Here is a 21,580-nt window from a genome sequence, read left to right as displayed (position 1 = left end):
ACTTCTTTTTTATTTTGCTTTATAAACCGGTGAATCCGATTGTTTTTGTTTAATATTTTTCTTGATTCCTACGTGATAATACACGTAGAGTACAATAATTAAAGGGACCCCGCAGTAAAGACCAATTCGTTGATCTGGAATAAAAATTAAGCTGATTAATACAAGTCCATACAAACAGAAACCTAGAATAGGAACGAACGGATAAAGCGGCGTTTTAAATTTTAATTCCTTTATGTCTCCCCCTTCCGCTAAAAAACGACGGCGGAACATAAATTGAGAGGCACAAATGGACATCCAAACAATAATGGTCACCATTCCTGAAATCGAAATAAACCAAAGATATACGGTTTCAGCAGCCACGACGCTTGTAATCAACGAGCATCCTGAAATAATCATCGTCACAATTAACGCGTTAATTGGAACACCTTTTGAAGATAATTTCTTTAAAGATTTTGGCCCCATATTGCTGTTTGACAGTGACCAAAGCATACGAGAAGCAGCATAAACTCCGGAGTTCGCCACTGATAGAACGGCTGTTAAAATGACAAAGTTCATGATATCCGCTGCGTAGGGAATGCCAATTTGATCTAATACGGCAACAAACGGACTTTCAATAACTCCCGCTGTTTTGTATGGAAGAATAGAGACTAAAACAAACATAGCTAACACAAAGAAAAACAGCGTTCTCCAAATGACGTTTCGAATAGATCTCGGCAACGTTTTCTCCGGGCTTTCACTTTCTCCTGCTGCAATGCCGACAAGCTCCGTTCCTTGAAACGAGAAGTTAACCGTTACTAAAGTTAATAGAACTGCCAGTATCCCGTTTGGAAAAAGACCTGCGCCTTGGGTGAAATGTGAAAGAAACGGTGCGGATTCTCCTCCTTTAAAGTCAATAAAACCAAAAACAGCAGCTCCTCCCATTAAAATAAATAGAATAATAGCCGTAACTTTAATACTCGAAAACCAAAACTCCGTTTCAGCATAGCTTCGAGCAGAAAGAGCGTTAATTAAAAACGTAATGACGCCAAAAATCAAGCACCATGACCATACAGGTACATCAGGAAACCACCTCTGCATTAAAATTCCTGCTGACGTAAATTCAAGCCCTGTCGTATTTGCCCAGCTGAACCAGTACAGCCATCCAATCATAAAGCCTGTAGAAGGTCCTAAAAACCTTGTAGCGTATTCTTGAAAGGAACCTGAAACCGGCATTGCTACCGCTAGCTCTCCTAAACAAAGCATAACTAAGTACATGAGGAAGCCGCCTATTATATAAGCAAGAATGGCTCCTCCCGGCCCCGCCTGGCTAATAGTAAAACCCGAACCTAAAAATAATCCTGTCCCAATCACGCCTCCTAACGCAATCATAAATAAATGTCTGCTTTTCATTGTTCTCTGTAATTGGTTTTGTTCTGTATCTCTCTTCATCGGTACCTCCATTCTTCATTTTCTTATAGGGTGTTTGTACAAGCATGAAAACTTTTTAATATATGAACAGTTGTTTCTTGAATCAACTTAGGAAGGACGCCGAACGAATAAGGCTTGTATACTCGCTCTGTCCACTTATGTCCGTCTTTCCCATATACTCCTATATTAATGGACGGAATATTTAACTCTCGAATTTCACGGAAAGGAATCGACCCTGCAATACCCCACCCCGGAAAGTTACGTGTAAAAGCATCGATTTCCTCATCTGTCTCATGAAGAGATAAAAAGCTGCCATCCGCTAGATAGGGGAAGAATTTTTTAAACTGAAATGTCTCTCCCGTCTGTTTTCCAACCTTCTCCACAGCCGCTTGTAAAGGATAAAGAAGCTGCTGATCTCTGCTTTCGTCTTTCTTCAAGTGATTATGAGGCAAGTAAGGCGGTGCAAAAAAGACAATTACGCGCGGACTTTGATGCGGATCTAACTTTTGAAGTTCTTCAATTACTTTAAAGCACCTTGTTCTAAGTTCTAAATGCGCATACTGTTCGAAAGCTTGTTCAATACAAGCCTGAGCACTTATCCCTTTTTGATCTAATTCTTCCAGATAATCTTCCAAACTCACAACATCCACTTTCCAAGACAAGTTTCGCTTTGGTAAATTCGTTCTCCGAGCAAAAAGTTCGTAATAATCAGAAAGTTTTTTCTCCACTTTTTCACATGCTTCGATTGATGTTCCAATTAATTGACTCATCACTTCTTTTGCCGTTCGTTCGTAGATAAAATAGTTAAAATACAAATGACTGCTTACAGCGGTTTGCACATTATAAGCCTCTTTATTATCTCGCTGATACAGGCAGGAAGGCGGCAGTACCAGCTCTCCTTCAATATTTTCAGCTAGGTTAATATTGTTATGGATGCTTCTCGTAATCTCAGATGCAATCAAATTAGGATCTATGCCAGCAAGCGTATCCCCTACATGTACTTCCCTTCCGTAAATATAAAAACATGGAAGCAGTTTCCCAGCGGCTCCTGTATAAATATAGCGCGTGGAATCTCCATCGTAAAGAGGTGTAATAAAGTCGGTATTAATCGCTGCTGTATACAAAAGATTTTTTTCTTTTTTCAAACGGTTCAGCTCAGAAACAGCAGAAATAATTCCAGCATGCTGACTTTCCTCATCTGGATTGACCATAAAAAGCACGTTTCCTTCTAATTGATTTTGATGCTTAGTAAAATGCAGCACATTAGCTAAATGTACAGCAATTCCACTTTGCATATCAACGGCTCCTCTTCCAAACATCCATTCACCTGAGCGAGCATCTCGCTGTACATCTTCATTAATATTATGCATAGAGAAATAGCGCTGAAGTGCTTCTGGATCTAACGCTATGTCTTTTAATGAACCAAAATCTTCAATGCCAACCGTATCTAAGTGAGCGTGATAAATAATTGTTTGAGTATTTTTTTGGCTTCCTTGAATAAAAGCAAATACATTTTTTCTGCCTAGCGTATCGCCATTAATTTTTTGTTCCCAGATGTGAAGCGGATTTTCTTTGAAATAAGGAAAACTTTGAAGCGTGTCTTTAATAAAATCAGCAATCTTTACTTCGCCGCTTGTCCCATTGATACTTTTGATTTTCACTAACGCTTTTGTTAAACATTCAACTTGCTCTTCAATGCTTAGCCGTGAGAGTTGGGTATACACTTCTATTCCTCCTGCCTATCAAATAAAAACGTCATTTAGCTGCATATGAATAAAAATAGTACGATATGTATATATCGTACTATTTTTATTTACTTTAAACCGATTACTCAGCAAATACTTTTTCAATTCGTTCAATTGCCCAGTCCAACTCTTCTTTTGAAATCGTTAACGGCGGAGCAAAACGAATAACCGTACTGTGCGTTTCTTTACAAAGCAAACCTTGGTCTTTTAATTTTTCACAATAAGGACGAGCCTCTTCGTGTAATTCTACCCCGATGAATAGACCGCGGCCGCGCACTTCTTTAACAACTGGATTACTTAAGCTTTGGAGCTTCTGTTTGAAATAAGAACCTAGTTCTAATGAACGCGCTGGAAGTTTCTCGTCTTCAATTACTTCCAAAGCAGCTAATGATACGGCACAAGCAAGCGGGTTTCCTCCAAACGTTGAACCATGAGAACCAGGGTTAAAGACACTTAAAATGTCTTCGTTAGCGACTACGCAAGAAATAGGGAAAACTCCTCCTCCAAGCGCTTTACCTAAAATCAGCATATCTGGTTCTACGCCTTCCCAATCACAAGCAAACATTTTGCCTGTACGCGCTAAGCCGACTTGAATTTCGTCAGCAATAAATAGCACATTATGTTCTTTACATAAGTCAGCTGCAGCTTTTAGGAAGCCTTCTGGAGGTAAAACAATACCTGCTTCGCCTTGAATTGGCTCCATTAAAAATGCGGCCGTATTTGGTGTAATAGCGGCTTTTAACGCTTCTAAATCACCGTAAGGAATCGTTTGAAGCCCTGGAAGCATCGGTCCAAAACCACGTTGATATTCTGCTTCAGATGATAATGAAACAGCTGTCATTGTGCGACCGTGGAAGTTGCCCACACATGCGATGATTTGTGCTTGATTTTCAGCAACACCTTTCACATCGTAAGCCCAGCGGCGTGCAGCTTTAATGGCTGTTTCTACCGCTTCTGCTCCCGTATTCATTGGAAGAGCCATATTTTTATTTGTTAATTTACAAATCTTTTCATACCATGGGCCAAGCTGATCATTATGAAACGCTCGTGACGTTAACGTTACTTTATCAGCCTGACGTTTTAATGCTTCAATAATTTTCGGGTGACGGTGCCCTTGGTTAACAGCGGAATAAGCACTTAGCATATCCATATATTTATTATTTTCTGGATCGTGTACCCATACGCCTTCTGCTTTTTCAATTACAATCGGCAGCGGATGATAGTTGTGTGCCCCGAATTTTTCTGTTTGCTCAATGATTTTCACCGTTTTTTGTGTTTCAGTTGTCATATTTATTCCTCCTTATTTCCCAATTAGAATGTTTCAGATGTTGTTTTTGCTTGCATGTGAAGAACAAGATAATCCGGTCCCCCTGCTTTTGAATCCGTTCCTGACATATTAAATCCGCCAAAAGGCTGGTACCCTACAATCGCTCCTGTACAGCCTCTGTTAAAATACAGATTTCCAACATGGAACTCTTCACGGGCGCGTTCAATATGCTCGCGGTTATTTGATAATAAAGCGCCTGTTAATGCATATTCTGTATTGTTTGCAATCTCCATCATATGATCAAAATCTCGCGCTTTAGAGAATGCTACTACCGGACCAAAAATTTCTTCTTGCATGAGACGAGCTTTTTCATCTACATCCGCAAAAATAGTTGGCTGAATGAAGTATCCAGTTGAATTGTCTGCTTCTCCTCCCGCAACGAGACGCCCTTCTTCTTTTCCAATTTCAATATACGATAATACTTTATTGTACGAAGCCTCGTGAATAACAGGTCCCATATAAGTCGAAACTTCTTCCGGGTTGCCAACGGTTAATGTTTTGGTTAGCGCAACTGCTTTTTCAAGCACTTCATCATACACATCTTGATGCACAACGGCACGAGAACCTGCGGAGCACTTTTGCCCTGCAAAACCAAATGCAGAGTATACGATTGAAGAAGCTGCTAAATCAAGATCTGCATCTTTGTCTACAACCACCGTATCTTTTCCGCCCATTTCAGCAATAACGCGTTTTAGCCATTTTTGTCCCGGCTGTACTTTTGCTGCTCGTTCGTAAATGCGGCAACCTACTGCGCGCGAACCGGTAAATGAAACAAACCGTGTTTTTGGATGTTCAACTAAGTAGTCACCGATTTCAGGTGTAGCACCAGGAATAAAGTTTAATACGCCTTTCGGTAAACCTGCTTCTTCCATTACTTCTACAAATTTCGCTGCTACTACAGGAGTGGCATCAGCTGGCTTTAATAAAATCGTGTTGCCTGTTACGATAGCTGCTACTGCTGTTCCAGCCATAATAGCTAACGGGAAGTTAAATGGTGAAATGATAATACCTACGCCAAGCGGAATATAATTGTACTGATTATACTCACCGTCTCGGCTCTGTACTGGGGAACCATCTTTTAACGTCAGGACTTGACGTGCGTAGTACTCTAAAAAATCAATTGCTTCTGCTGTATCAGCATCTGCTTCGTTCCAAGGCTTTCCCGCTTCTTTTACAAGATAACTAGAAAATTCATGCTTTCTGCGACGAATGATGGCCGCTGCGCGGAAAAGAATATCTGCTCGATGTTCTACTTTCCATTTTTTCCACGTTTCAAAAGCTTTTAAAGCTGACTGCATCGCTTGCTCTGCTAGATCTTTATTTACTGTAGAGACATATCCAATCACTTCTTTTATATTCGCTGGGTTAACAGACGTAATTTTCTCTTCAGTCTCCACTTTTTCACCGTCGATCACAAGCGGGTACGTTTTGCCAAGCTGTGTATTTACATATGTTAATGCTTCTTGAAATGTCTTTTTATTGTTTTCGTCCTTAAAATTTGTAAATGGTTCATGAGAATAAGAAACTACCATGATATATACCTCCTAGTATGCAAATCTTTGTTTACTTTATAGTTATGCAAATAGCGTGCCAACTTTTAATAAAACTTCACATCCTCTTTATTTATCAAGGCTTTCACCACTTATATCATTCTTTCTTTTTTACAAAAGAAAAAATAATTGGCATATGTACATTTTCTTGGCACTTAAAACGCCAAAATTTTTAGCATGAAGAGAACATTAAGACATACCTAAATCAATCTAATCTAGAAACGAACAAGTGGGATACATAATCTAGTATGGATGACTTGTTTCACCGCTGTTGATTTCCATGCAAGGCTTCGCTTTTCGCGAGCGGCCGATGAGCCTTGCCCTCCAATCAACAGCTAAGAAGCAGCTACATACATGAAACCTACGTTCATCCTACTAACGAAAAAATCCGAACGAGTTTAATTCTCCATCAAGAATCAAACTCGTTCGGATCTTCCTTCAACTATATTACTTTTGTCTCAGCCTCTGTCTATTTTTGTATTAAGTTATCTTTGCGTCATTTGAATAGTTTTACAGGACTGTCTTTTAATCATTTTGTGAGGAACGCGCACTTGTTCTGCAACAGCATATGGCGTTTCAATCTGCTTAATCAAGCAGCTTACAGCCTGATAACCAAGTTCAAAAATATTAATATCAATTGATGTAAGAGCTGGTCTAGCCATTTCAGCGATTAAGACATTATTAAAACTGACAATAGAGATGTCTTCTGGAACCGAAATTCCCATTTCATCCAATGTATTTAAAACACCTAATGCCATTAGGTCATCTGCTACTACTAGGGCCGTTGGACGTTCTTTTAGAGATAAAAGTTCGCAAACAGCTTCTTTTCCTCCTTTCTGTAGAAATTCTTCATGAATCACATACTCGTCCCGGTAAGGAATGTTTGCTTTTTGAATCGCTTTATCATAGCCTGTTAAACGGTCAATGGTAACGACTAATTCAAGACTTCCACCAATAAACGCAATACGCTCATGACCAGATTCAATTAAATATTCCGTCGCTTCTTTTCCAGCTTTAAAATTATCATTATCAACAAACGTAATGCTTTCACTATGCTTAAACGGCTTTCCAATAACTACAAACGGCACGCTCTGTTCTTGTAAATAAGAAAGTACTTGATCATCAACTTTGGAGTACAGCAAAATTAATCCATCCACTCGTCTTCCCTGTACCATTTGAACAACTTCTGCAAAAATCTCTTCTTCCGTTTCTCCAGTGGACATATAAATCGCTCTTTTGTTTTCGTGAGCCCCGGTGCTGATTCCTCTTAGCACTTCTGGGAAGAATGGATTTTGAAACACCTTGTCTGCTGAGCTCGGCATCACTAGGCCGACTGCCTCTGTCGTTTGATTTGCTAGACTTCGCGCAATAATATTTGGGTGATAACCAAGTTCTTTCATAGCCGATCGCACGCGCTGTTTTGTTTTTTCACTAATTCTTGAGCTGTCTGCAATGACGCGAGATACCGTCGAAGGGGCTACATTTGCTAAATTTGCCACATCTTTTATTGTTACACCCATAATTCCACCTCTTAATTATGTTTTCTTCATTACTACTTATCCAATATAGTTTGACAACTACGACGCGCTGTCCTTTTTATGAGATTGAGAAATTTTCTTTTCTTTTCTTCTTTTTGACGATGCTTTGTACAAAAAGATGCCGAATCCCGTATAAACAGCGGCAACCGCTGCGATATATCCAATATTAACCCCTGAATTTTTCACTACTTTATATACATTTGTAGTCTCAGGCTCCAATGAAATGTTGTATACATCGTCAACTGGTCGTATAATTCCTTCCGTTATTAACCCTCTTAATTCATTTTCTTTTCCAACTTTTTTAAGCGGGACATTAATGGCCGACGTTTCCTTTGTATTATTGATCACAACAAACGTCGTTTCGTCCTTATACCTTCTCTTGTATACAGCCACACCTTTTTGCTCAGACACAAGGGTAAAGCTTCCCTTTCGAAGAGAAGGCGATTTTGCTCTAAGTTCAGCCAATTTTTTTAAATGATCTATAATATCGGGATTAGCTAAAAAATTCATCATGCCATAATTTTCTGCTCCCTTTCCCCCATTCAGCGCAATTTCTGTTCCATAAAAAACGATTGGTACACTAGGCGAAGTATAAAGGTAGGAAAGCCCTTGCTTTGTTCGGGCTCCAGGATGGTTTTCACTTTTTAATGCTTTTGCTGTAAAACGTGTGCTATGAACATCATCTAAAAAATTTGTTAAAGGCAAATTACTTCCTTTTTTCCACTTGTCATACAACATTTTCTGCGGACGATTAGTACCGCTAAACGTAGCAGCAGTGGCTTCAGCTAGCGTTCTATCTACAAGCAAATCCATTCCTAATAAATCAGCCTGCTCACTTTTTTTTAATGAATGCCCGCTTATTTCTCCTATTAATAGAAAGGAAGGATCCATGCTTTTTAACGTTTGAGAAAAGGATGAAATAAATGCAGAAGGAGCTTGATCGATATCTTTAACGTAATATCCGTCAATATCTGCTTGTTTGCTCCACCAAGCAGCATTTTTAATAAGGTATTTCTGCACAACGCTTTCTTTTAGATTAAAGTGCGGCAATGCTTTAATTACTTCATTATCTGTAACGGATTCATTACTTATCCATGTTTGTTTTCCTTTATCTGCTACCCAGGTATGATTGTTACTGATTGTCAAAGGAAATTCGACCATAATTTTCATATTGCGCTCATGTGCTTTCTTCACAAGATTTTGTAAGTCTTTTAACGTTCCAAAATGATCGTCTATTTTATAATGGTTGGTCACCGCATATCCATGATAGCCTGTCTCATCATTTTCCATAAAAGGAGTTAATAAAACAGCGGTAAATCCCATCTCTTGAATATAGTCTAACTTTTGTGCTACTCCCTGTAAATCGCCTCCATAATAGGCATCTGAGCGTTCATAGTTCACATTTCGATCATTCTGTTCACTTCCGTTATAAAAACGGTTAATCATCAACGAGTATATCACCTCATCACGTATATCTTTATGACCTTGTGCCGAGGCGCTGCTTCCAAAAAGTAATAATAGTATAAGTAGCATACTTGTCCTTTTCCATTTCATCTATTCCCCTCCTATAGACGAACTGTTTCAAACTCACTTTTGTTTCCATTATAACGTTAACGCTTACATTATTGTTAAATAAGTTGATAAAAACAAAAAAAGTGATTAAAAGTTTTTACTTTTAATCACTTTTTTCCATCTATATACTGCTATACCGTCTCATTTACGTTCGATATATGAGGTTTATCCGATACTTTACCCACTTTATTTAATCGATCAATCAGTCCAACACCAAATTCAGGATGAAGATTACCGTCTCCTGTCGCTACAAAACTTTCACGAAATTCATATGCGGATGAACCGTGTTCAGCAAAGTCTAAACCAGCAATTTCTTCTTCGCTTGATACTCGAATAGAAGAAAAACGCGTGAGGACAAACAAGAACAGCCCAACCGTTCCAATTGTCCAGCCCATCACAGCTATAATTCCAAGAGCTTGAATACCTAATAGCTGTACGCCGCCGCCATAAAATAAACCATTAGCTGTATCAAACAGCCCCACTGCTAACGTCCCCCAAATACCGCAAATTCCATGAACAGTAATAGCACCAACTGGATCATCTAACTTCATTTTGCTATCGATAAAATGCACAGCTTCTACTAGAATAATTCCTGCAATCAGCCCAATGACGATCGCGCCTGGAATCGATACGTTTGCTGTTCCAGCTGTAATCCCTACAAGCCCAGCTAAGGCACCGTTTAATGTTAAGCTAGCATCAATACGTTTGTAGCGAAACTTTGTGTATAAAGCAGAAGACAGGACTCCGCATGACCCAGACATTAATGTCGTTGCAATGATTCCTGGGACAAGAGCAGGATCGGCTGCTAATGTACTTCCTCCATTAAATCCAAACCAGCCAAACCAGAGGATAAATACACCTAATGCGCCAAGTGGAATGTTATGCCCTTGAATAGCATTGACTTTTCCATCGCTTCCATACTTTCCAAGACGTGCTCCTAGAAAAGTAACTGCTACAGCCGCACCAAGAGCTCCAGTCAAATGAACAACCGTCGACCCTGCAAAATCTACGAAGCCTAGTTTGGACAACCATCCCCCTCCCCATACCCAGTGACCTACAACTGGATAAATCACAGCTACCATAGCAATTGTGAGCATCATATAGCTGGATAGTTTCATACGTTCCGCTACCGCTCCTGAAATAATCGTAGCACACGTTGCTGCGAAAACAATTTGGAAGACAAAAAAGCTCATTTGATCGCTTTGTCCATTTAAAAAGAAACCGCTTGAACCGATAAATCCTCCTTTTGAATTACCAAACATAAGGGCAAAACCGATCACAAAATACAATACGGAAGATACAGCTACCGTTAGCATATTTTTCATTAAGATATTAAGCGAATTTTTCGAACGAGTGAAGCCTGTTTCAACCATCGCAAACCCTGCGTGCATTAAAAATACAAGTACCGCCCCAAACATTACCCACATCATGTCAATTGATGCACTAACTGATTCGACAGTTGGATCAGCCGCATTAACGCGTGTTGCCGCCAACAAACTAATAAACAAAACCGCACTAATTTTCTTTTTCAACGCTTAACTCCCCCTCTATTAAAATAACACTCTCTTTTTATAAAATAGCCTCTACACCTGCTTCTCCTGTTCTAATTCGTACAGCATCCTCTACCGGATATACAAAAACCTTTCCGTCGCCTATTTGGTTCGTAGAACAAATTGATTGAATGATCTTAATGACTTCATCAACTTGTTCTGCTTCTAAAATCATTTCTACCTTGACTTTAGGTACTAGTTTGATTTCAAAACTTTGTCCCCTGAACAGTCCCTGCTCTCCTTTTTGCTGACCGCAGCCTGCCACTTCTGAGACCGTTAATCCGTTTATTCCTACTTCCTCTAATTTTACGCGCAGTGCTTGAAATTTTTCTGGACGAATGATGGCTTCTACTTTTTTCATTGTAACCCCTCTTTTGTGTTAGTTTTATTAACATTTAATGTTATGTATATTATCATATAGGTAATTTTCTGAATATTCAAGTTAATACGCGATAAAAATGAGACTTTTTTCTTATTTACATAACAGTTAGCGCTTTCATATCTTTCCAAAAAAAGTAACGCAAAGGAAAAGTAATTCCTTTGCGTTACCCCGTAGAAATAGATGTCATAATTTGTTTTTTCACTTGACTTGTGACAAAATGCTTTTCTGTAAATACTTCATAATGTTCTTTTCGAATTTTATCAAGAATCGCTCGGTATAAATGCGCCGCTCCTGTAAGAGGCAAACGAGAAGCAACGGGATATTGATGAATTGACTGAAGCCCTTTTATATAATACATTTCTGCTTCTTTGGCCAGGTGCTCCCACATTTCTATAAATTCAGAAGTGACCCACCGGTTCTCTAACAGCGTGCGCGTATATCCGTAAGAATCCATAAGGTCTTTCGGTAAATAAATGCGCCCTCGCTCTAAGTCTTCCCCCACGTCTCTTAAAATGTTAGTCAGCTGCATCGCAATGCCCAACGCGACTGCTTCTTCTTCTAATTCTTTATGAGTAGTTGGAGCTAAAATCGGTAAAAGCATTAACCCTACCGTACTCGCTACGTGATAGGAGTATGTTTTCACTTCATCAAGCGTCTCATATTCTTTTTTTGCTAAATCCATCCGCTGGCCGGTAATCATATCATCAAATGCTTGAACATTCATTTCATATTGTTCAAATACATTTCGCAGAGCTACCCACATGGCGCTTTCGTTTAATAGTTCTCCATTTTTAAACCGGGCAAATTCTCCTTCGAATTGCTGCAGCTCTATTTCAGGGTTGCTTCCTTCATCTACAATGTCATCAACTTGACGGCAAAATGCATATACCGCCCATACTGCCTTTTTTTGTTTTGACGGCAGCATGGAAAAAGCTTTGTAAAACGTTTTTGAGTTTTCTTTAATAATTTCTTCACACTGATTGTACGCTTTGTCTAACGAAATGTTCATCATATAGGACCCCTTTCTCTATTAAAGGATAAACCATCATTTCCTTATGGCTTCACAAGATCTTAAGAAAGCTTTGCAACCGTTTGAATAGACGATTGTTCAATAAGATGATCAGCCAACATTTTTGCTCCTTGCATAACAATTGGCACGCCTCCGCCTGGATGAATAGATGCTCCGACCGCAAAAACATTTTTATATTCGTACGGCTGGTACTGGGGTCTGAATACGCCTGACTGGAACAGCTCAGGAGCAATACCAAAGCTTCCACCTTCGTAAAGTCCAAATGCTTGAGCATCATTTGGCGTGCGTACTTTTACCCACTCTATTTCTTTACGCAGCTCTTCAAACCCTTTTTCTTCCAAAGTCAGAATGATTTCATCAACAAAGTCTTGCTGATTGCTCCAATCAATGTGGCCACCTGATGGAACCGGTACAAGTGCATACAGCACACTTTTCCCTTCAGGAGCTAGCGATGGATCAATAACAGAGGGATTAAATGTATAAATAGCGGGATCTTCAGGAATCGTTTTATGCTTAAACACTGCTTCCATATGTTTAGCCAAATCATTGCCCATAAAGTATTGATGCACATTGTGATGATCATATTTTCTCTTCAAACCAAGGTAAAGGAGCAGACAGCTGGACGAAGGCACATACTTCTTTTCTTTTTTTTGAGCAATTTTCGCCATATTAGGAAAGTCGCCATTTAAAACTACTTGATCAAATAGGTGAAGTTTTTCGTCAACAATAACCCCTTCTGTCTTGTCTCCTGATATGGAAAGCTCTTGAACTACCTTATTCAAATGAATGCTTACACCTTGCTCTATAAGCGCCTTTTCAAGAAGTGGCACAAGACTTGCGTATCCCCCTTTTACGTAATAGATGCCATGAGCATGCTCACTGTAAGGAACAAGGGAATAAATAGCTGGTGCCGAATAAGGATTTCCTCCAATATAGAGAGATTGCAGTGAGTAGGCGTCTACTAGACGTTCATCCTGGAAATACGTTGAAACAAATTTTCTCATTGATTTATTTGCATTCATTTTTTTTAATGCCTTAATGTTTTGCCATGTCCAAAAATCTCGTTTATTTACAAATGTTTTTTCCAAAAATGCCTTACTTCCTAATTCAAATCGCTTTTTTAATTCAGTCATAAAACGCCGGTAGTTTTGCTCTTCGCCTGGAAACAAACGGCTAATCTCCTCTAACTGATCTTTTTCAGTCGCTTTTTTTGTATAGGTCGTACCGTCTGGAAAATGAAGATCATAAAGTGGATCACAGCGTATTAGTTCATATTGAGAAGCAGAAATGCCCGCTTCATCTAAAATACGTTCAAGCATTAAAGGTAGCAAGACAATCGTGGGACCTTCATCAATTTTATAACCGTCTTTTTCTACAAACGCCAACCGGCCGCCCAGCTTATTTTCCTTTTCGAAAATATCAACAGAAAAACCTCGTTTACTTAATAACAAAGCGGTAATTAACCCCCCTATGCCGCCTCCAACAATTGCTGTTCTCATAATGCACTCTCCATTTCCTTCATGGTTTTAAACGGCTCATTCAGTAATTGTCCGTCTCTTTTTAAGATGAGCTTTGTCGTAATGCGAGATGATTCCAGAATAGTTGGTAGACCGCTCCCTGGATGAGTTCCTCCTCCAACTAGCCAGCAATTTTCTAATTCTTCAAATTTATTATGCGGACGCAGCACCATCATTTGAGTGAGCTGATGTCCAAGGTTAAATGTCGCTCCTTTATAGACAAGCACGTCTTCTTCCCACTGCTTTGGTGAAATGATTTTTTCAACTTCAATATGACTCTCTAAATCTTTGAAACCCGTTTTCTTTTCTACAATTTTTAATACTGCATCTCGAAAAGCTTTTTGTTTTTCCTCCCAGTTTACACCGCTGAAATTATTTGGAACCGGCGCTAAAATATAAAGAGCAGACTTTCCTTCTGGTGCTAAAGTTGGGTCTGTTACACTTGGGTTTTGAATGTAGATGGAAGGGTCTTCTGAAAGAGCTAACGTTTTTGTGATCTCTTCTACATTTTTTTTATAATCTTCAGCGAACACAATCGTGTGATGAGGCAGATCTTTGTACTGTTTGTCTATGCCTAGATAAATCATAAAAGTGGAACAAGAGTATTTTTTCTTTTCAAGTTTTTTAACTGCATATTTTTTAAGCGTACCTTCATCTATTAAATTCGTCATCGCATGAGCAAAATCTCCATTGATAATGACGTCGTCTGCTCCTATTCGCTCTCCATTTTCTAGAATAATTCCTTTTACTCTCTTCTTTTCAATCCATAGTTTTTGAACACCTTGGTTTAAGTGGATGTGTCCTTGATGTTCTTCCACTACTTTTGCCATTGCTTGAGATAGCTGATTTACTCCTCCTATCGGATGGAAGATACCGTAAGCATGTTCCATAAACGATAAAATAGAAAAGGCTCCTGGACATTCCCAAGGGGACATTCCCAAGTACTTCGATTGAAAAGTAAAAGCTAATTTCAATTTCTCATCAGTGAAATACTTGCCAAGTACATCATAGAGCGTTTTACCTAAGGATAAATGCGGCAGTGCTCGAATTGCTTCAGGCTTTAAATAGTGATGAAAACGATCCATCTGGCCCTGCAATAAAGGTAGCAAAGCCGCCATCTTTGCTTCGGTGTCTTTCATAAAGCGCTCATAGCCTTCTCCGTTTCCTGGGTATAAACGTTCGATTTCTTCTTTCATCTTTTTATGGTTATCCGTCATCTGAATCTGCGCATCATCAAAGATAAGCTCATACATGAGATTTAGACGTTTTAAGTCCATATAGTCATGCGCATTGCGATTAGCAGCTTGAAATAATTCTTCAAAAATCTGTGGCATGCTCAAAAATGTAGGACCCATATCAAACGTATAACCTGACATTTTAATCGCTGAATTTCGCCCGCCCACGTATCCTTGCTTTTCATATACATCTACTTTATAGCCATGACTTGCTAACAGCATTGCTGCCGCTAGTCCTCCTGGACCTGCTCCAATCACGATTACGTTTTTTTGCATACATACACTCCTAATCTTATACAATAGTTATACAAACATTATACAAATCTTTATTATTAAACACAACGATAAACTGCTTGTCTTTATTCGAATCATAAAATTACCAATAACTAAACCATGAAAATATGACGTTTGTACCATTTTTCCAGGGTTTCAGTACACTTTCCCTGTATTCGGTGCTTTCAAGCTTTTATTTTATATCTATGTAAAGTTATACAAAAATAGACTGCGGTCTTCTTCTCTACTTAAACGTATAAAAAAGAGAAATAGATGACTTATTTCATAAAAAAAAACCCTCCGTACTGAGAGGGTCCTGTCATTCAACAATTTGAATATTATTGTGAGTAAACCAGACGTGAATTTGAGCTAGATGAGCTAGCAGCTGAGGACCTGTCATTAATTGACCAAACCACGGCGCTTTAAATCCTTCTCCGCCTGTATCAATAATATGCTTTAACTGCTGCTTATCAAAAAATTCGTGAAGAGGTGACTGTTTATCTTGTAAAAGAGATTGAAGCCATACAGTTACAGCTTTCGTATAAGCTGGGTTATGCGTTTTAGGGTAAGGGCTTTTCTTGCGATAAAGAACGTCATGAGGCAAAATTCCTTCAAGCGCTTTGCGTAAAATCCCCTTCTCTTTATTGCCCGTCATTTTCATCTCCCACGGAATATTCCATGCATATTCCACAAGGCGATGATCTGCAAAAGGTACGCGTACTTCTAAGCTCGCGCCCATGCTCATACGATCTTTACGATCTAATAAAGTTGTCATAAACCAAACCTGATTTAAATAAAACAGCTTTCTCCGCTGCGCATCTTCTAACGATTCACCTTCTAGTTCAGGCACTTCCTTTAATGTTTCTTCATATCTTGCACGCACATAGTCTTCTAACTGTAATTTCTTTCTCCATGAGCTTTGCAGCAAATCAATTCGAGCATCTAATGAACGCATCCACGGGAAGGTATCCGAAGACAAATCATGCTTTCGGTGAAACCACGGATATCCTCCAAAAATTTCATCTGCACATTCTCCTGATAAGCTCACGACAAAATCTTGTTTGATTTCACGGCAAAACCAAAGCAGCGATGAATCTACATCAGCCATTCCAGGAAGGTCTCTCACCTCTACAGCCTCTGTTAAATGCTGCACAAGGTCCTCCGTTGAAATAATGCAGCGGTGATGATTTGTTTGAAACGTATCCGACATGAGCTTGATATAAGTTCCATCAGAATTTGGCTGAAACTCATTTGCTTTAAAAAATTTATCATTGTCTTCATAATCGATAGAATACGTATGAAGAGAGCCTTTTCCACTTTCTTTGAACGCATTTGCAGCAATTGCTGTAATGGCGCTTGAGTCCACTCCACCTGATAAAAATGTACAAACCGGGACATCCGACACTAGCTGTCTTATAATCGCGTCTTGCACTAAAAATTTAACTTTTTCTGTCGTTTCAGCTAAATCATCTGTATGCTGCTCACTTTTTACGTTCCAGTATCGCCAAATCTTCAATCCGTTACGCGTAAGCGTGAGCGCGTGAGCCGGGCGCAATTCATTTATTTCTTTAAATACGCCGTGGCCCGGAGAACGAGAAGGTCCTAAGCCAAACACTTCTGCTAATCCATCTAATCCTACTTCCGCTTTTACCTCAGGATGAGCTAATATCGCCTTTAATTCTGATGCAAATTGAATTCCACCTTCATAAGATCGATAGAATAAGGGCTTTACTCCCATTCTGTCGCGTGCTATAAATAACTTTTCATTGGCTTCATCCCAGATCGAAAAAGCAAAGATACCGTTAAAATGATCTACGCATGATTCTTTCCATTCTATATAAGATGTTAGAAGTACTTCCGTATCTGAATGTCCTTGAAATTGATAACCTCTTTTTAGTAATTCTTTCCGAATATCTTCCGTGTTGTAAAGCTCTCCATTATAGCAAAGCGTGTAGAGCTGTTCATTTTTTTCTCGTGTCATCGGCTGTCTTCCGCCTTGAGGATCTACTACAACTAAGCGTTTGTGCCCAAAAGCAACGTGCTGCTGTGTCCATACGTTGGTGTCATCAGGACCTCTTTTCGATAAAGTGTCAGCCATTTTTGTTATTGTTGCTGTTTCATTTAAAAGCGATCGCTTTAAGTCGACCCAACCCGTTATACCACACATCGTTTATCATCCTTTCTTTCACGCTCTTGTTTATGAATGAAATAATGCCATTGTATGCACGCAATAGTTACAGTTGAATTGTCCTTATATTTTATTTTTACTTTCAAGTTATAAAGAGAGCTTTTTTAGGCAATAAAAAAATATGGATAAATTTCACACGGAGGTTTGATTATGAATCATTATTCTAAACAACAAGCTATGAACAATCAGCCGCGTTCCTTCGTGATTGGTACGGTTGAATGTGTTGATTCACAGTGGATTTTCTTTGAAGATGAAAGTGACGAAGCTTCCATGCTCCATGAAGTAATGGATGATACATTAGAACTTCTTATTGATACACGCTGGGAAAAAGCCATTATGGTTGATGACCGTCAAATAAAGCTTCACGATGGAACGTATTTATTGCGAAATGGGGATAAGCTACGACTGACTAAAAAGCTACCTTATGCATACGAACAGCTTCTTCAATCACTACCGAAAGAGACCTTTTTATCATTCACTCAGCACTTAAATTCATTAAAATTCTCTCTTTATGATTGTATTTACTGTCACAACACATTATGTTTTTTACCGACAGACGGTGATACAAAAGGTGCTAATTTTATCATTTATGACAATGAGGAAAAAATTTGTGCCGTTCAGCATTTATTCGAACGAGGCACCCAGTACCTAGACCGATTTGAATATACCGTTAACGATGGAGAACGCTCAATGAATCTTTTTTTAGATTAAAGCAACAGAAAAGAGTGTGAGACATAACTTCATCAACCCAATCTAAAAACGAACAAATTGGATATATGAGTTCGTATGGATTACTTTTACACCGCTATTGGTTTCCGTGCAAGGCGAAGATTCCAATCAACAGCTAGAAGCACCTACACACATGAAACCTGCCTTCACGATGACAACAAGAAAAACCGAAGTATTAATCAATAACTCTGATTAATACTTCGGTTTTTCTTTCAACTAAAATCCTCTTATCCTAGTACGACATATCCGTAATAGAATACTAAGATAAGCGCAATTGCAAGAACTGCCCAAGCAACGCCTGTACGCTTTCCTTTTTCAGTACGAACAAGTACCATTTCCATTCCCACAAGCACTAGCACTCCGGCAATCCCTTTAATGAGCGCTGCACCTTGAAAATGGTACCAAGCTGCTAACATGTGCAGACCTGATACTAATACTAATAAGTATAGAAGTCTCGCTACCATATGTAGAATTTTCTGACCTTTAGCTTTACCTGCTCGATGTAAAATCAACGAAACCACAAACGAGATAATCAATAATGTCCAAAGCGTTACATGAATATGTAGTGGAGCCATTCATCTCACGTCCTTTCTGAAAATATCATATCATGAAAACCTTTCCTTCACCAATAATATAAGGAAAGAAAAGGATTTTTAGCGGCTGCGTCCATAAGTAGCATACCGAATGAGTTTTTCAAGCGGTCCATCTGAGAATAGGCTCATCCATATCCAGCTTCCCAGCAGTTGAATAAAAATGATAATCCCCGCAATAGCCAACCCTTCTACAATGGAAATATGTCCGTAGTACCCTAACCCATATGAGTAAAAAAGGAATGTACATACAATGGACTGGACAATATAGTTAGTTAAAATCATTCTCCCCAAAAGAGCAAATGGCTGCATGATTTTTTGAATAGATACACTTCGCATAGCTAATGTGACCAACGTTACAATAAAAATAGCTCCTGCCGTTCCTCCGATTGCATCGTGGATATAGGATGTAGCTACATTGTGATCTAAAGCATACGGCAGTACGGATGATGCTGTATACGCGATAAATGAAATAAGACAAAGCCACTTTGTCTCCACTATATATTCTTCTGTTTCTTCGAACCACTCGCTTTTCGCCATAAAACCGCCTAATAAAAATAGTGGAAATAGCGATAAAAACAGAAAAGGAACCGTATTTAAATTATACGCGTAGTACCAATCCAGCAAACGCTGATGAAAAATCGACGCAAAACTTCCGTGTCCATATACTTGAAGCGCTTGGTCAATAATAGGCTGGTGAATTCCCGCTGCTGTATCTCCTTCATTAGCAAAAGCCGCTACTGTTAAAATAACAATCATAATCAAAGCATAAATACTAAATATTCCGGTTCCCCACGCTAATAACACTTCTTTCTTTGCTTCTTGAAAAAATAGCATAATCAAAGCAAAGAAGCTGTATATCATAATCATATCACCATGCCAAATAAATACAGCATGAATAGCTCCAACGAGAAGCAAAGCCGTCATTCTTCGTACATAAAAAGGAGTAAAGCTTACTTGCCTTTCGTATGTACGCTGAAACATTTTCATAAAACCAAATCCAAACAAAATAGCGAGCAGCGCGTACCCTGTCTGCCCTACTATTATATCAACTAATCCATTAGCAACAGTATTCATTCTTGAACCATCAAACAAATTATTGTCGTAATAGGAAGCAGGCGAATAAAAATCCGGCATGTTCATCAGCAAAATACCAATAAGCGCGATTCCTTTTAATACATCCGCTGCTTCAATACGCTGTTCTTTATCAGTCGCGTTCATTTTGAATCGTTTCATTCTTTCACACCTTACATGATTTCATTATTGCTTTCACATTATATCGAACATAAAAATTTTTCTTCAATGTTTACTATTTCCATTCCTCTCTTTAATGTTTTACTTACTCTTTGCATATAGATAAGGAAAAAGCATTAATCACCTTTTTGTCTAGGCTTCATATGCTGTTACTAGACTAAATTAAAAGGGTGTTTGCCTATGCCTGCCATTGTTGGTGTTGTTAATCTTAACAGTGTTGGTTCAGCCAGCGTCTTTCATATTGGAGATGTTTATACAATAGCCCCTATTTCTACTGCTAAAACATTTGCTGGCGCAGGTTCGTTTAATACAGGCGACGGATTATATGTTGTGAATCAGCAGAGCTCAACGAATACGTCGGACAATGACGTAAATGATCAAAATGTCGCTGGAAATCTCTAATAGAAATGAAGCTCATACAGGAGGATGCTTATGAACTTTTATGTGAATCAAAGTATCTGTATTCAAAGTATGAAAATCAGTGCTGTCAGTAACTCTTCGGTACTTCAAATTGGAAGCGTCGGTGTCATTAAGCCAAACTCAAATCTCTTTAATACAGGAGGATTTACAGGTGCTGCACCTACTGAAACAAAAAAAGGCATTCTTGGATCTGTTTCTCCTTCTACATTTACCCCAGGAACCGGCGCAGGAACTGCCCCAGCTCCTTTTTCCCAGTCTTTAACTCCCCCAGCTCGAGACAACGACTGACATGTTACAACCTTCATCGCCATATGTATATATATAACTATTTTCTTTATCGGAAGATAAGGGAATCGAGGTGATTGAAGGTGGATAACATGAACTATATTCAGCAAGTTCATCAGTATGTTCAGCAAATGTCTTCGTATATTCAGCAGCAAGAAGGACGCATTGCTCAGCTTGAAAAAAACGTACAAGAACTTCAGCAAAAAATAAAAGAATTAGGTGAACAGCCACCTATTAAAATTGATAAAATTGAATATAAATTTGAACAGTTAAAAATTGATTCTTTAGATGGAACATTAAATATTGGATTGAATCCTCTTACACCCGATAATTTAGAAGATATCATTATTAATGAGAAACCAGAAGTAACATTTCCGCAAGGAGCTCAGCCCCAAGGGCAGCCGCCTCAAGGTGAGCAGCCGGGACAACCCGGAGGTCCTGGACCGCAAAATCCCAGCTTAAAGCCATTGGATCGCCACCCGGAAAAGCAGTGGGTCTCTGATATTCACGAAACGATTTTAGGTGAACTTAATCAACATGGGTTTTCTATGGTTCAACATGTGCTTGATGAGCGCTCGATGATGATTGATGAATCGTACTACGAGTTTATTTTAGAGGATATTAAAAAGCAGCTGCAGCAGCGGATTACTTTTTATATACAGCAAGTTCAGCCGGAAGAAATGGAACGAAATTTTGAACAAATTAAACCGCAAATTATCGGTAAACTTTACGAAGATATGAAAAAAGGAATTGACGCATTTTTAACGTATTTACCTGAATCTTTAAAGAAAGGTGGACCCCCTTCATGAACTTTAACGTTGTAAACCGTGAATTGCTTGTTGGAGACATTAATATTACAGGTGTATCTTCTTCCTCTCTTTTTTTAATTGGTGATGCAAATTACATCTCTCTATCCTCAACATTTGATACGCCAGCGGAATCTTTGATTATCGGCCCTTATGTTCCACTATCGTTATCATAAAGGAGC

General features: G+C 38.9%; 19 protein-coding genes. 5 read left to right on the top strand and 14 right to left on the bottom strand.

Translation table 11 applies throughout. The features are described from left to right. Positions 1 to 9: 9 nt before the first annotated feature. The 12 genes from ACOZIR_RS12560 to asnB all read right to left on the bottom strand — a co-directional run bounded on the left by ACOZIR_RS12560 (position 10) and on the right by asnB (position 17,293). Positions 10 to 1,428 carry an amino acid permease gene (locus tag ACOZIR_RS12560; protein WP_045291947.1) on the bottom strand — a complete coding sequence of 473 codons (1,419 nt, stop codon included), beginning with the start codon at positions 1,426 to 1,428 and terminating at the stop codon, positions 10 to 12. A 23-nt stretch (positions 1,429 to 1,451) separates the two neighbouring features. Continuing rightward, a complete protein-coding gene (locus ACOZIR_RS12555) occupies positions 1,452 to 3,131 on the bottom strand; it encodes a M20/M25/M40 family metallo-hydrolase (RefSeq protein WP_045291948.1) in 1,680 nt (559 codons plus the stop codon). Between the two features lie 103 nt (positions 3,132 to 3,234). Then, positions 3,235 to 4,440 (bottom strand): ornithine--oxo-acid transaminase, encoded by a 1,206-nt coding sequence (locus tag ACOZIR_RS12550; protein ID WP_045291949.1) that lies wholly within the window; start codon positions 4,438 to 4,440, stop codon positions 3,235 to 3,237. A 23-nt stretch (positions 4,441 to 4,463) separates the two neighbouring features. After that, entirely contained in the window at positions 4,464 to 6,011 is a 1,548-nt protein-coding gene (gene pruA, locus ACOZIR_RS12545; protein ID WP_045291950.1) for an L-glutamate gamma-semialdehyde dehydrogenase, read from the bottom strand. 503 nt (positions 6,012 to 6,514) lie between these two features. After that, positions 6,515 to 7,549 (bottom strand): LacI family DNA-binding transcriptional regulator, encoded by a 1,035-nt coding sequence (locus ACOZIR_RS12540; RefSeq protein WP_045295261.1) that lies wholly within the window; start codon positions 7,547 to 7,549, stop codon positions 6,515 to 6,517. A gap of 57 nt (positions 7,550 to 7,606) precedes the next feature. Further along, complete coding sequence (locus ACOZIR_RS12535) at positions 7,607 to 9,121, bottom strand: alpha-amylase family glycosyl hydrolase (protein ID WP_045295263.1); 1,515 nt, start codon at positions 9,119 to 9,121, stop codon at positions 7,607 to 7,609. Positions 9,122 to 9,270: 149 nt separating this feature from the next. After that, a complete protein-coding gene (locus ACOZIR_RS12530; RefSeq protein WP_045295264.1) occupies positions 9,271 to 10,671 on the bottom strand; it encodes an ammonium transporter in 1,401 nt (466 codons plus the stop codon). Positions 10,672 to 10,708: 37 nt separating this feature from the next. Continuing rightward, complete coding sequence (locus tag ACOZIR_RS12525; RefSeq protein WP_028412404.1) at positions 10,709 to 11,050, bottom strand: P-II family nitrogen regulator; 342 nt, start codon at positions 11,048 to 11,050, stop codon at positions 10,709 to 10,711. 184 nt (positions 11,051 to 11,234) lie between these two features. Next, positions 11,235 to 12,083, bottom strand: a complete 849-nt coding sequence (locus ACOZIR_RS12520) for a phytoene/squalene synthase family protein (RefSeq protein WP_045295267.1) — start codon at positions 12,081 to 12,083, stop codon at positions 11,235 to 11,237. A 59-nt stretch (positions 12,084 to 12,142) separates the two neighbouring features. After that, entirely contained in the window at positions 12,143 to 13,600 is a 1,458-nt protein-coding gene (locus tag ACOZIR_RS12515; protein WP_310878285.1) for a phytoene desaturase family protein, read from the bottom strand. Further along, positions 13,597 to 15,129, bottom strand: coding sequence for a phytoene desaturase family protein (locus ACOZIR_RS12510; protein ID WP_045295270.1), 1,533 nt, complete (start codon positions 15,127 to 15,129; stop codon positions 13,597 to 13,599). The genes ACOZIR_RS12515 and ACOZIR_RS12510 overlap by 4 nt, the downstream gene beginning before the upstream one ends. Before the next feature lie 316 nt (positions 15,130 to 15,445). Then, on the bottom strand, positions 15,446 to 17,293 hold the full coding sequence (gene asnB / locus ACOZIR_RS12505) for an asparagine synthase (glutamine-hydrolyzing) (RefSeq protein ID WP_045295271.1): 1,848 nt from the start codon (positions 17,291 to 17,293) through the stop codon (positions 15,446 to 15,448). 171 nt (positions 17,294 to 17,464) lie between these two features. Here asnB and ACOZIR_RS12500 point away from each other — a divergent pair, with 171 nt between their 5' ends. Next, positions 17,465 to 18,025: a DUF2777 domain-containing protein gene (locus ACOZIR_RS12500; protein ID WP_045295272.1), complete on the top strand. Its 561-nt coding sequence runs from the start codon at positions 17,465 to 17,467 to the stop codon at positions 18,023 to 18,025. 245 nt (positions 18,026 to 18,270) lie between these two features. Here the strand turns inward: ACOZIR_RS12500 and ACOZIR_RS12495 are convergent, their stop codons facing one another. Together ACOZIR_RS12495 and ACOZIR_RS12490 are read right to left on the bottom strand one after the other, a co-directional pair. After that, positions 18,271 to 18,618 carry a DUF1516 family protein gene (locus ACOZIR_RS12495; RefSeq protein ID WP_014461635.1) on the bottom strand — a complete coding sequence of 116 codons (348 nt, stop codon included), beginning with the start codon at positions 18,616 to 18,618 and terminating at the stop codon, positions 18,271 to 18,273. Positions 18,619 to 18,696: 78 nt separating this feature from the next. Then, positions 18,697 to 19,869, bottom strand: a complete 1,173-nt coding sequence (locus ACOZIR_RS12490; RefSeq protein ID WP_045295274.1) for a DUF418 domain-containing protein — start codon at positions 19,867 to 19,869, stop codon at positions 18,697 to 18,699. Positions 19,870 to 20,067: 198 nt separating this feature from the next. Between ACOZIR_RS12490 and ACOZIR_RS12485 the strand changes: the two genes are divergently transcribed. The 4 genes from ACOZIR_RS12485 to ACOZIR_RS12470 all read left to right on the top strand — a co-directional run bounded on the left by ACOZIR_RS12485 (position 20,068) and on the right by ACOZIR_RS12470 (position 21,574). Continuing rightward, a complete protein-coding gene (locus ACOZIR_RS12485) occupies positions 20,068 to 20,289 on the top strand; it encodes a spore germination protein (RefSeq protein ID WP_013055358.1) in 222 nt (73 codons plus the stop codon). A 30-nt stretch (positions 20,290 to 20,319) separates the two neighbouring features. Then, positions 20,320 to 20,595, top strand: a complete 276-nt coding sequence (locus ACOZIR_RS12480; RefSeq protein WP_029324687.1) for a spore germination protein GerPB — start codon at positions 20,320 to 20,322, stop codon at positions 20,593 to 20,595. 89 nt (positions 20,596 to 20,684) lie between these two features. Then, entirely contained in the window at positions 20,685 to 21,401 is a 717-nt protein-coding gene (gene gerPC, locus ACOZIR_RS12475; RefSeq protein WP_045295276.1) for a spore germination protein GerPC, read from the top strand. Next, positions 21,398 to 21,574, top strand: a complete 177-nt coding sequence (locus tag ACOZIR_RS12470; RefSeq protein ID WP_045295277.1) for a hypothetical protein — start codon at positions 21,398 to 21,400, stop codon at positions 21,572 to 21,574. Before gerPC ends, ACOZIR_RS12470 begins: the two co-directional genes overlap by 4 nt. The last annotated feature ends 6 nt before the right edge of the window (positions 21,575 to 21,580 follow it).

It is taken from the genome of Priestia sp. D3YE.R1 (assembly GCF_049199565.1).
GTDB lineage: Bacteria > Bacillota > Bacilli > Bacillales > Bacillaceae_H > Priestia > Priestia aryabhattai.
Note: the sequence above shows the minus strand (reverse complement) of the source record. Positions and strands in the feature narration are given on the sequence as shown.

What these genes read in the sequence shown, in the direction of transcription:
- ACOZIR_RS12560 (WP_045291947.1), bottom strand. Translation starts at nt 1,428, where the DNA reads ATGAAGAGAGATACAGAACAAAACCAATTACAGAGAACAATGAAAAGC.
- ACOZIR_RS12550 (WP_045291949.1), bottom strand. Translation starts at nt 4,440, where the DNA reads ATGACAACTGAAACACAAAAAACGGTGAAAATCATTGAGCAAACAGAA.
- pruA (WP_045291950.1), bottom strand. Translation starts at nt 6,011, where the DNA reads ATGGTAGTTTCTTATTCTCATGAACCATTTACAAATTTTAAGGACGAA.
- ACOZIR_RS12540 (WP_045295261.1), bottom strand. Translation starts at nt 7,549, where the DNA reads ATGGGTGTAACAATAAAAGATGTGGCAAATTTAGCAAATGTAGCCCCT.
- ACOZIR_RS12535 (WP_045295263.1), bottom strand. Translation starts at nt 9,121, where the DNA reads ATGAAATGGAAAAGGACAAGTATGCTACTTATACTATTATTACTTTTT.
- ACOZIR_RS12525 (WP_028412404.1), bottom strand. Translation starts at nt 11,050, where the DNA reads ATGAAAAAAGTAGAAGCCATCATTCGTCCAGAAAAATTTCAAGCACTG.
- ACOZIR_RS12520 (WP_045295267.1), bottom strand. Translation starts at nt 12,083, where the DNA reads ATGATGAACATTTCGTTAGACAAAGCGTACAATCAGTGTGAAGAAATT.
- ACOZIR_RS12515 (WP_310878285.1), bottom strand. Translation starts at nt 13,600, where the DNA reads ATGAGAACAGCAATTGTTGGAGGCGGCATAGGGGGGTTAATTACCGCT.
- ACOZIR_RS12510 (WP_045295270.1), bottom strand. Translation starts at nt 15,129, where the DNA reads ATGCAAAAAAACGTAATCGTGATTGGAGCAGGTCCAGGAGGACTAGCG.
- asnB (WP_045295271.1), bottom strand. Translation starts at nt 17,293, where the DNA reads ATGTGTGGTATAACGGGTTGGGTCGACTTAAAGCGATCGCTTTTAAAT.
- ACOZIR_RS12500 (WP_045295272.1), top strand. Translation starts at nt 17,465, where the DNA reads ATGAATCATTATTCTAAACAACAAGCTATGAACAATCAGCCGCGTTCC.
- ACOZIR_RS12495 (WP_014461635.1), bottom strand. Translation starts at nt 18,618, where the DNA reads ATGGCTCCACTACATATTCATGTAACGCTTTGGACATTATTGATTATC.
- ACOZIR_RS12490 (WP_045295274.1), bottom strand. Translation starts at nt 19,869, where the DNA reads ATGAAACGATTCAAAATGAACGCGACTGATAAAGAACAGCGTATTGAA.
- ACOZIR_RS12485 (WP_013055358.1), top strand. Translation starts at nt 20,068, where the DNA reads ATGCCTGCCATTGTTGGTGTTGTTAATCTTAACAGTGTTGGTTCAGCC.
- ACOZIR_RS12480 (WP_029324687.1), top strand. Translation starts at nt 20,320, where the DNA reads ATGAACTTTTATGTGAATCAAAGTATCTGTATTCAAAGTATGAAAATC.
- gerPC (WP_045295276.1), top strand. Translation starts at nt 20,685, where the DNA reads ATGAACTATATTCAGCAAGTTCATCAGTATGTTCAGCAAATGTCTTCG.
- ACOZIR_RS12470 (WP_045295277.1), top strand. Translation starts at nt 21,398, where the DNA reads ATGAACTTTAACGTTGTAAACCGTGAATTGCTTGTTGGAGACATTAAT.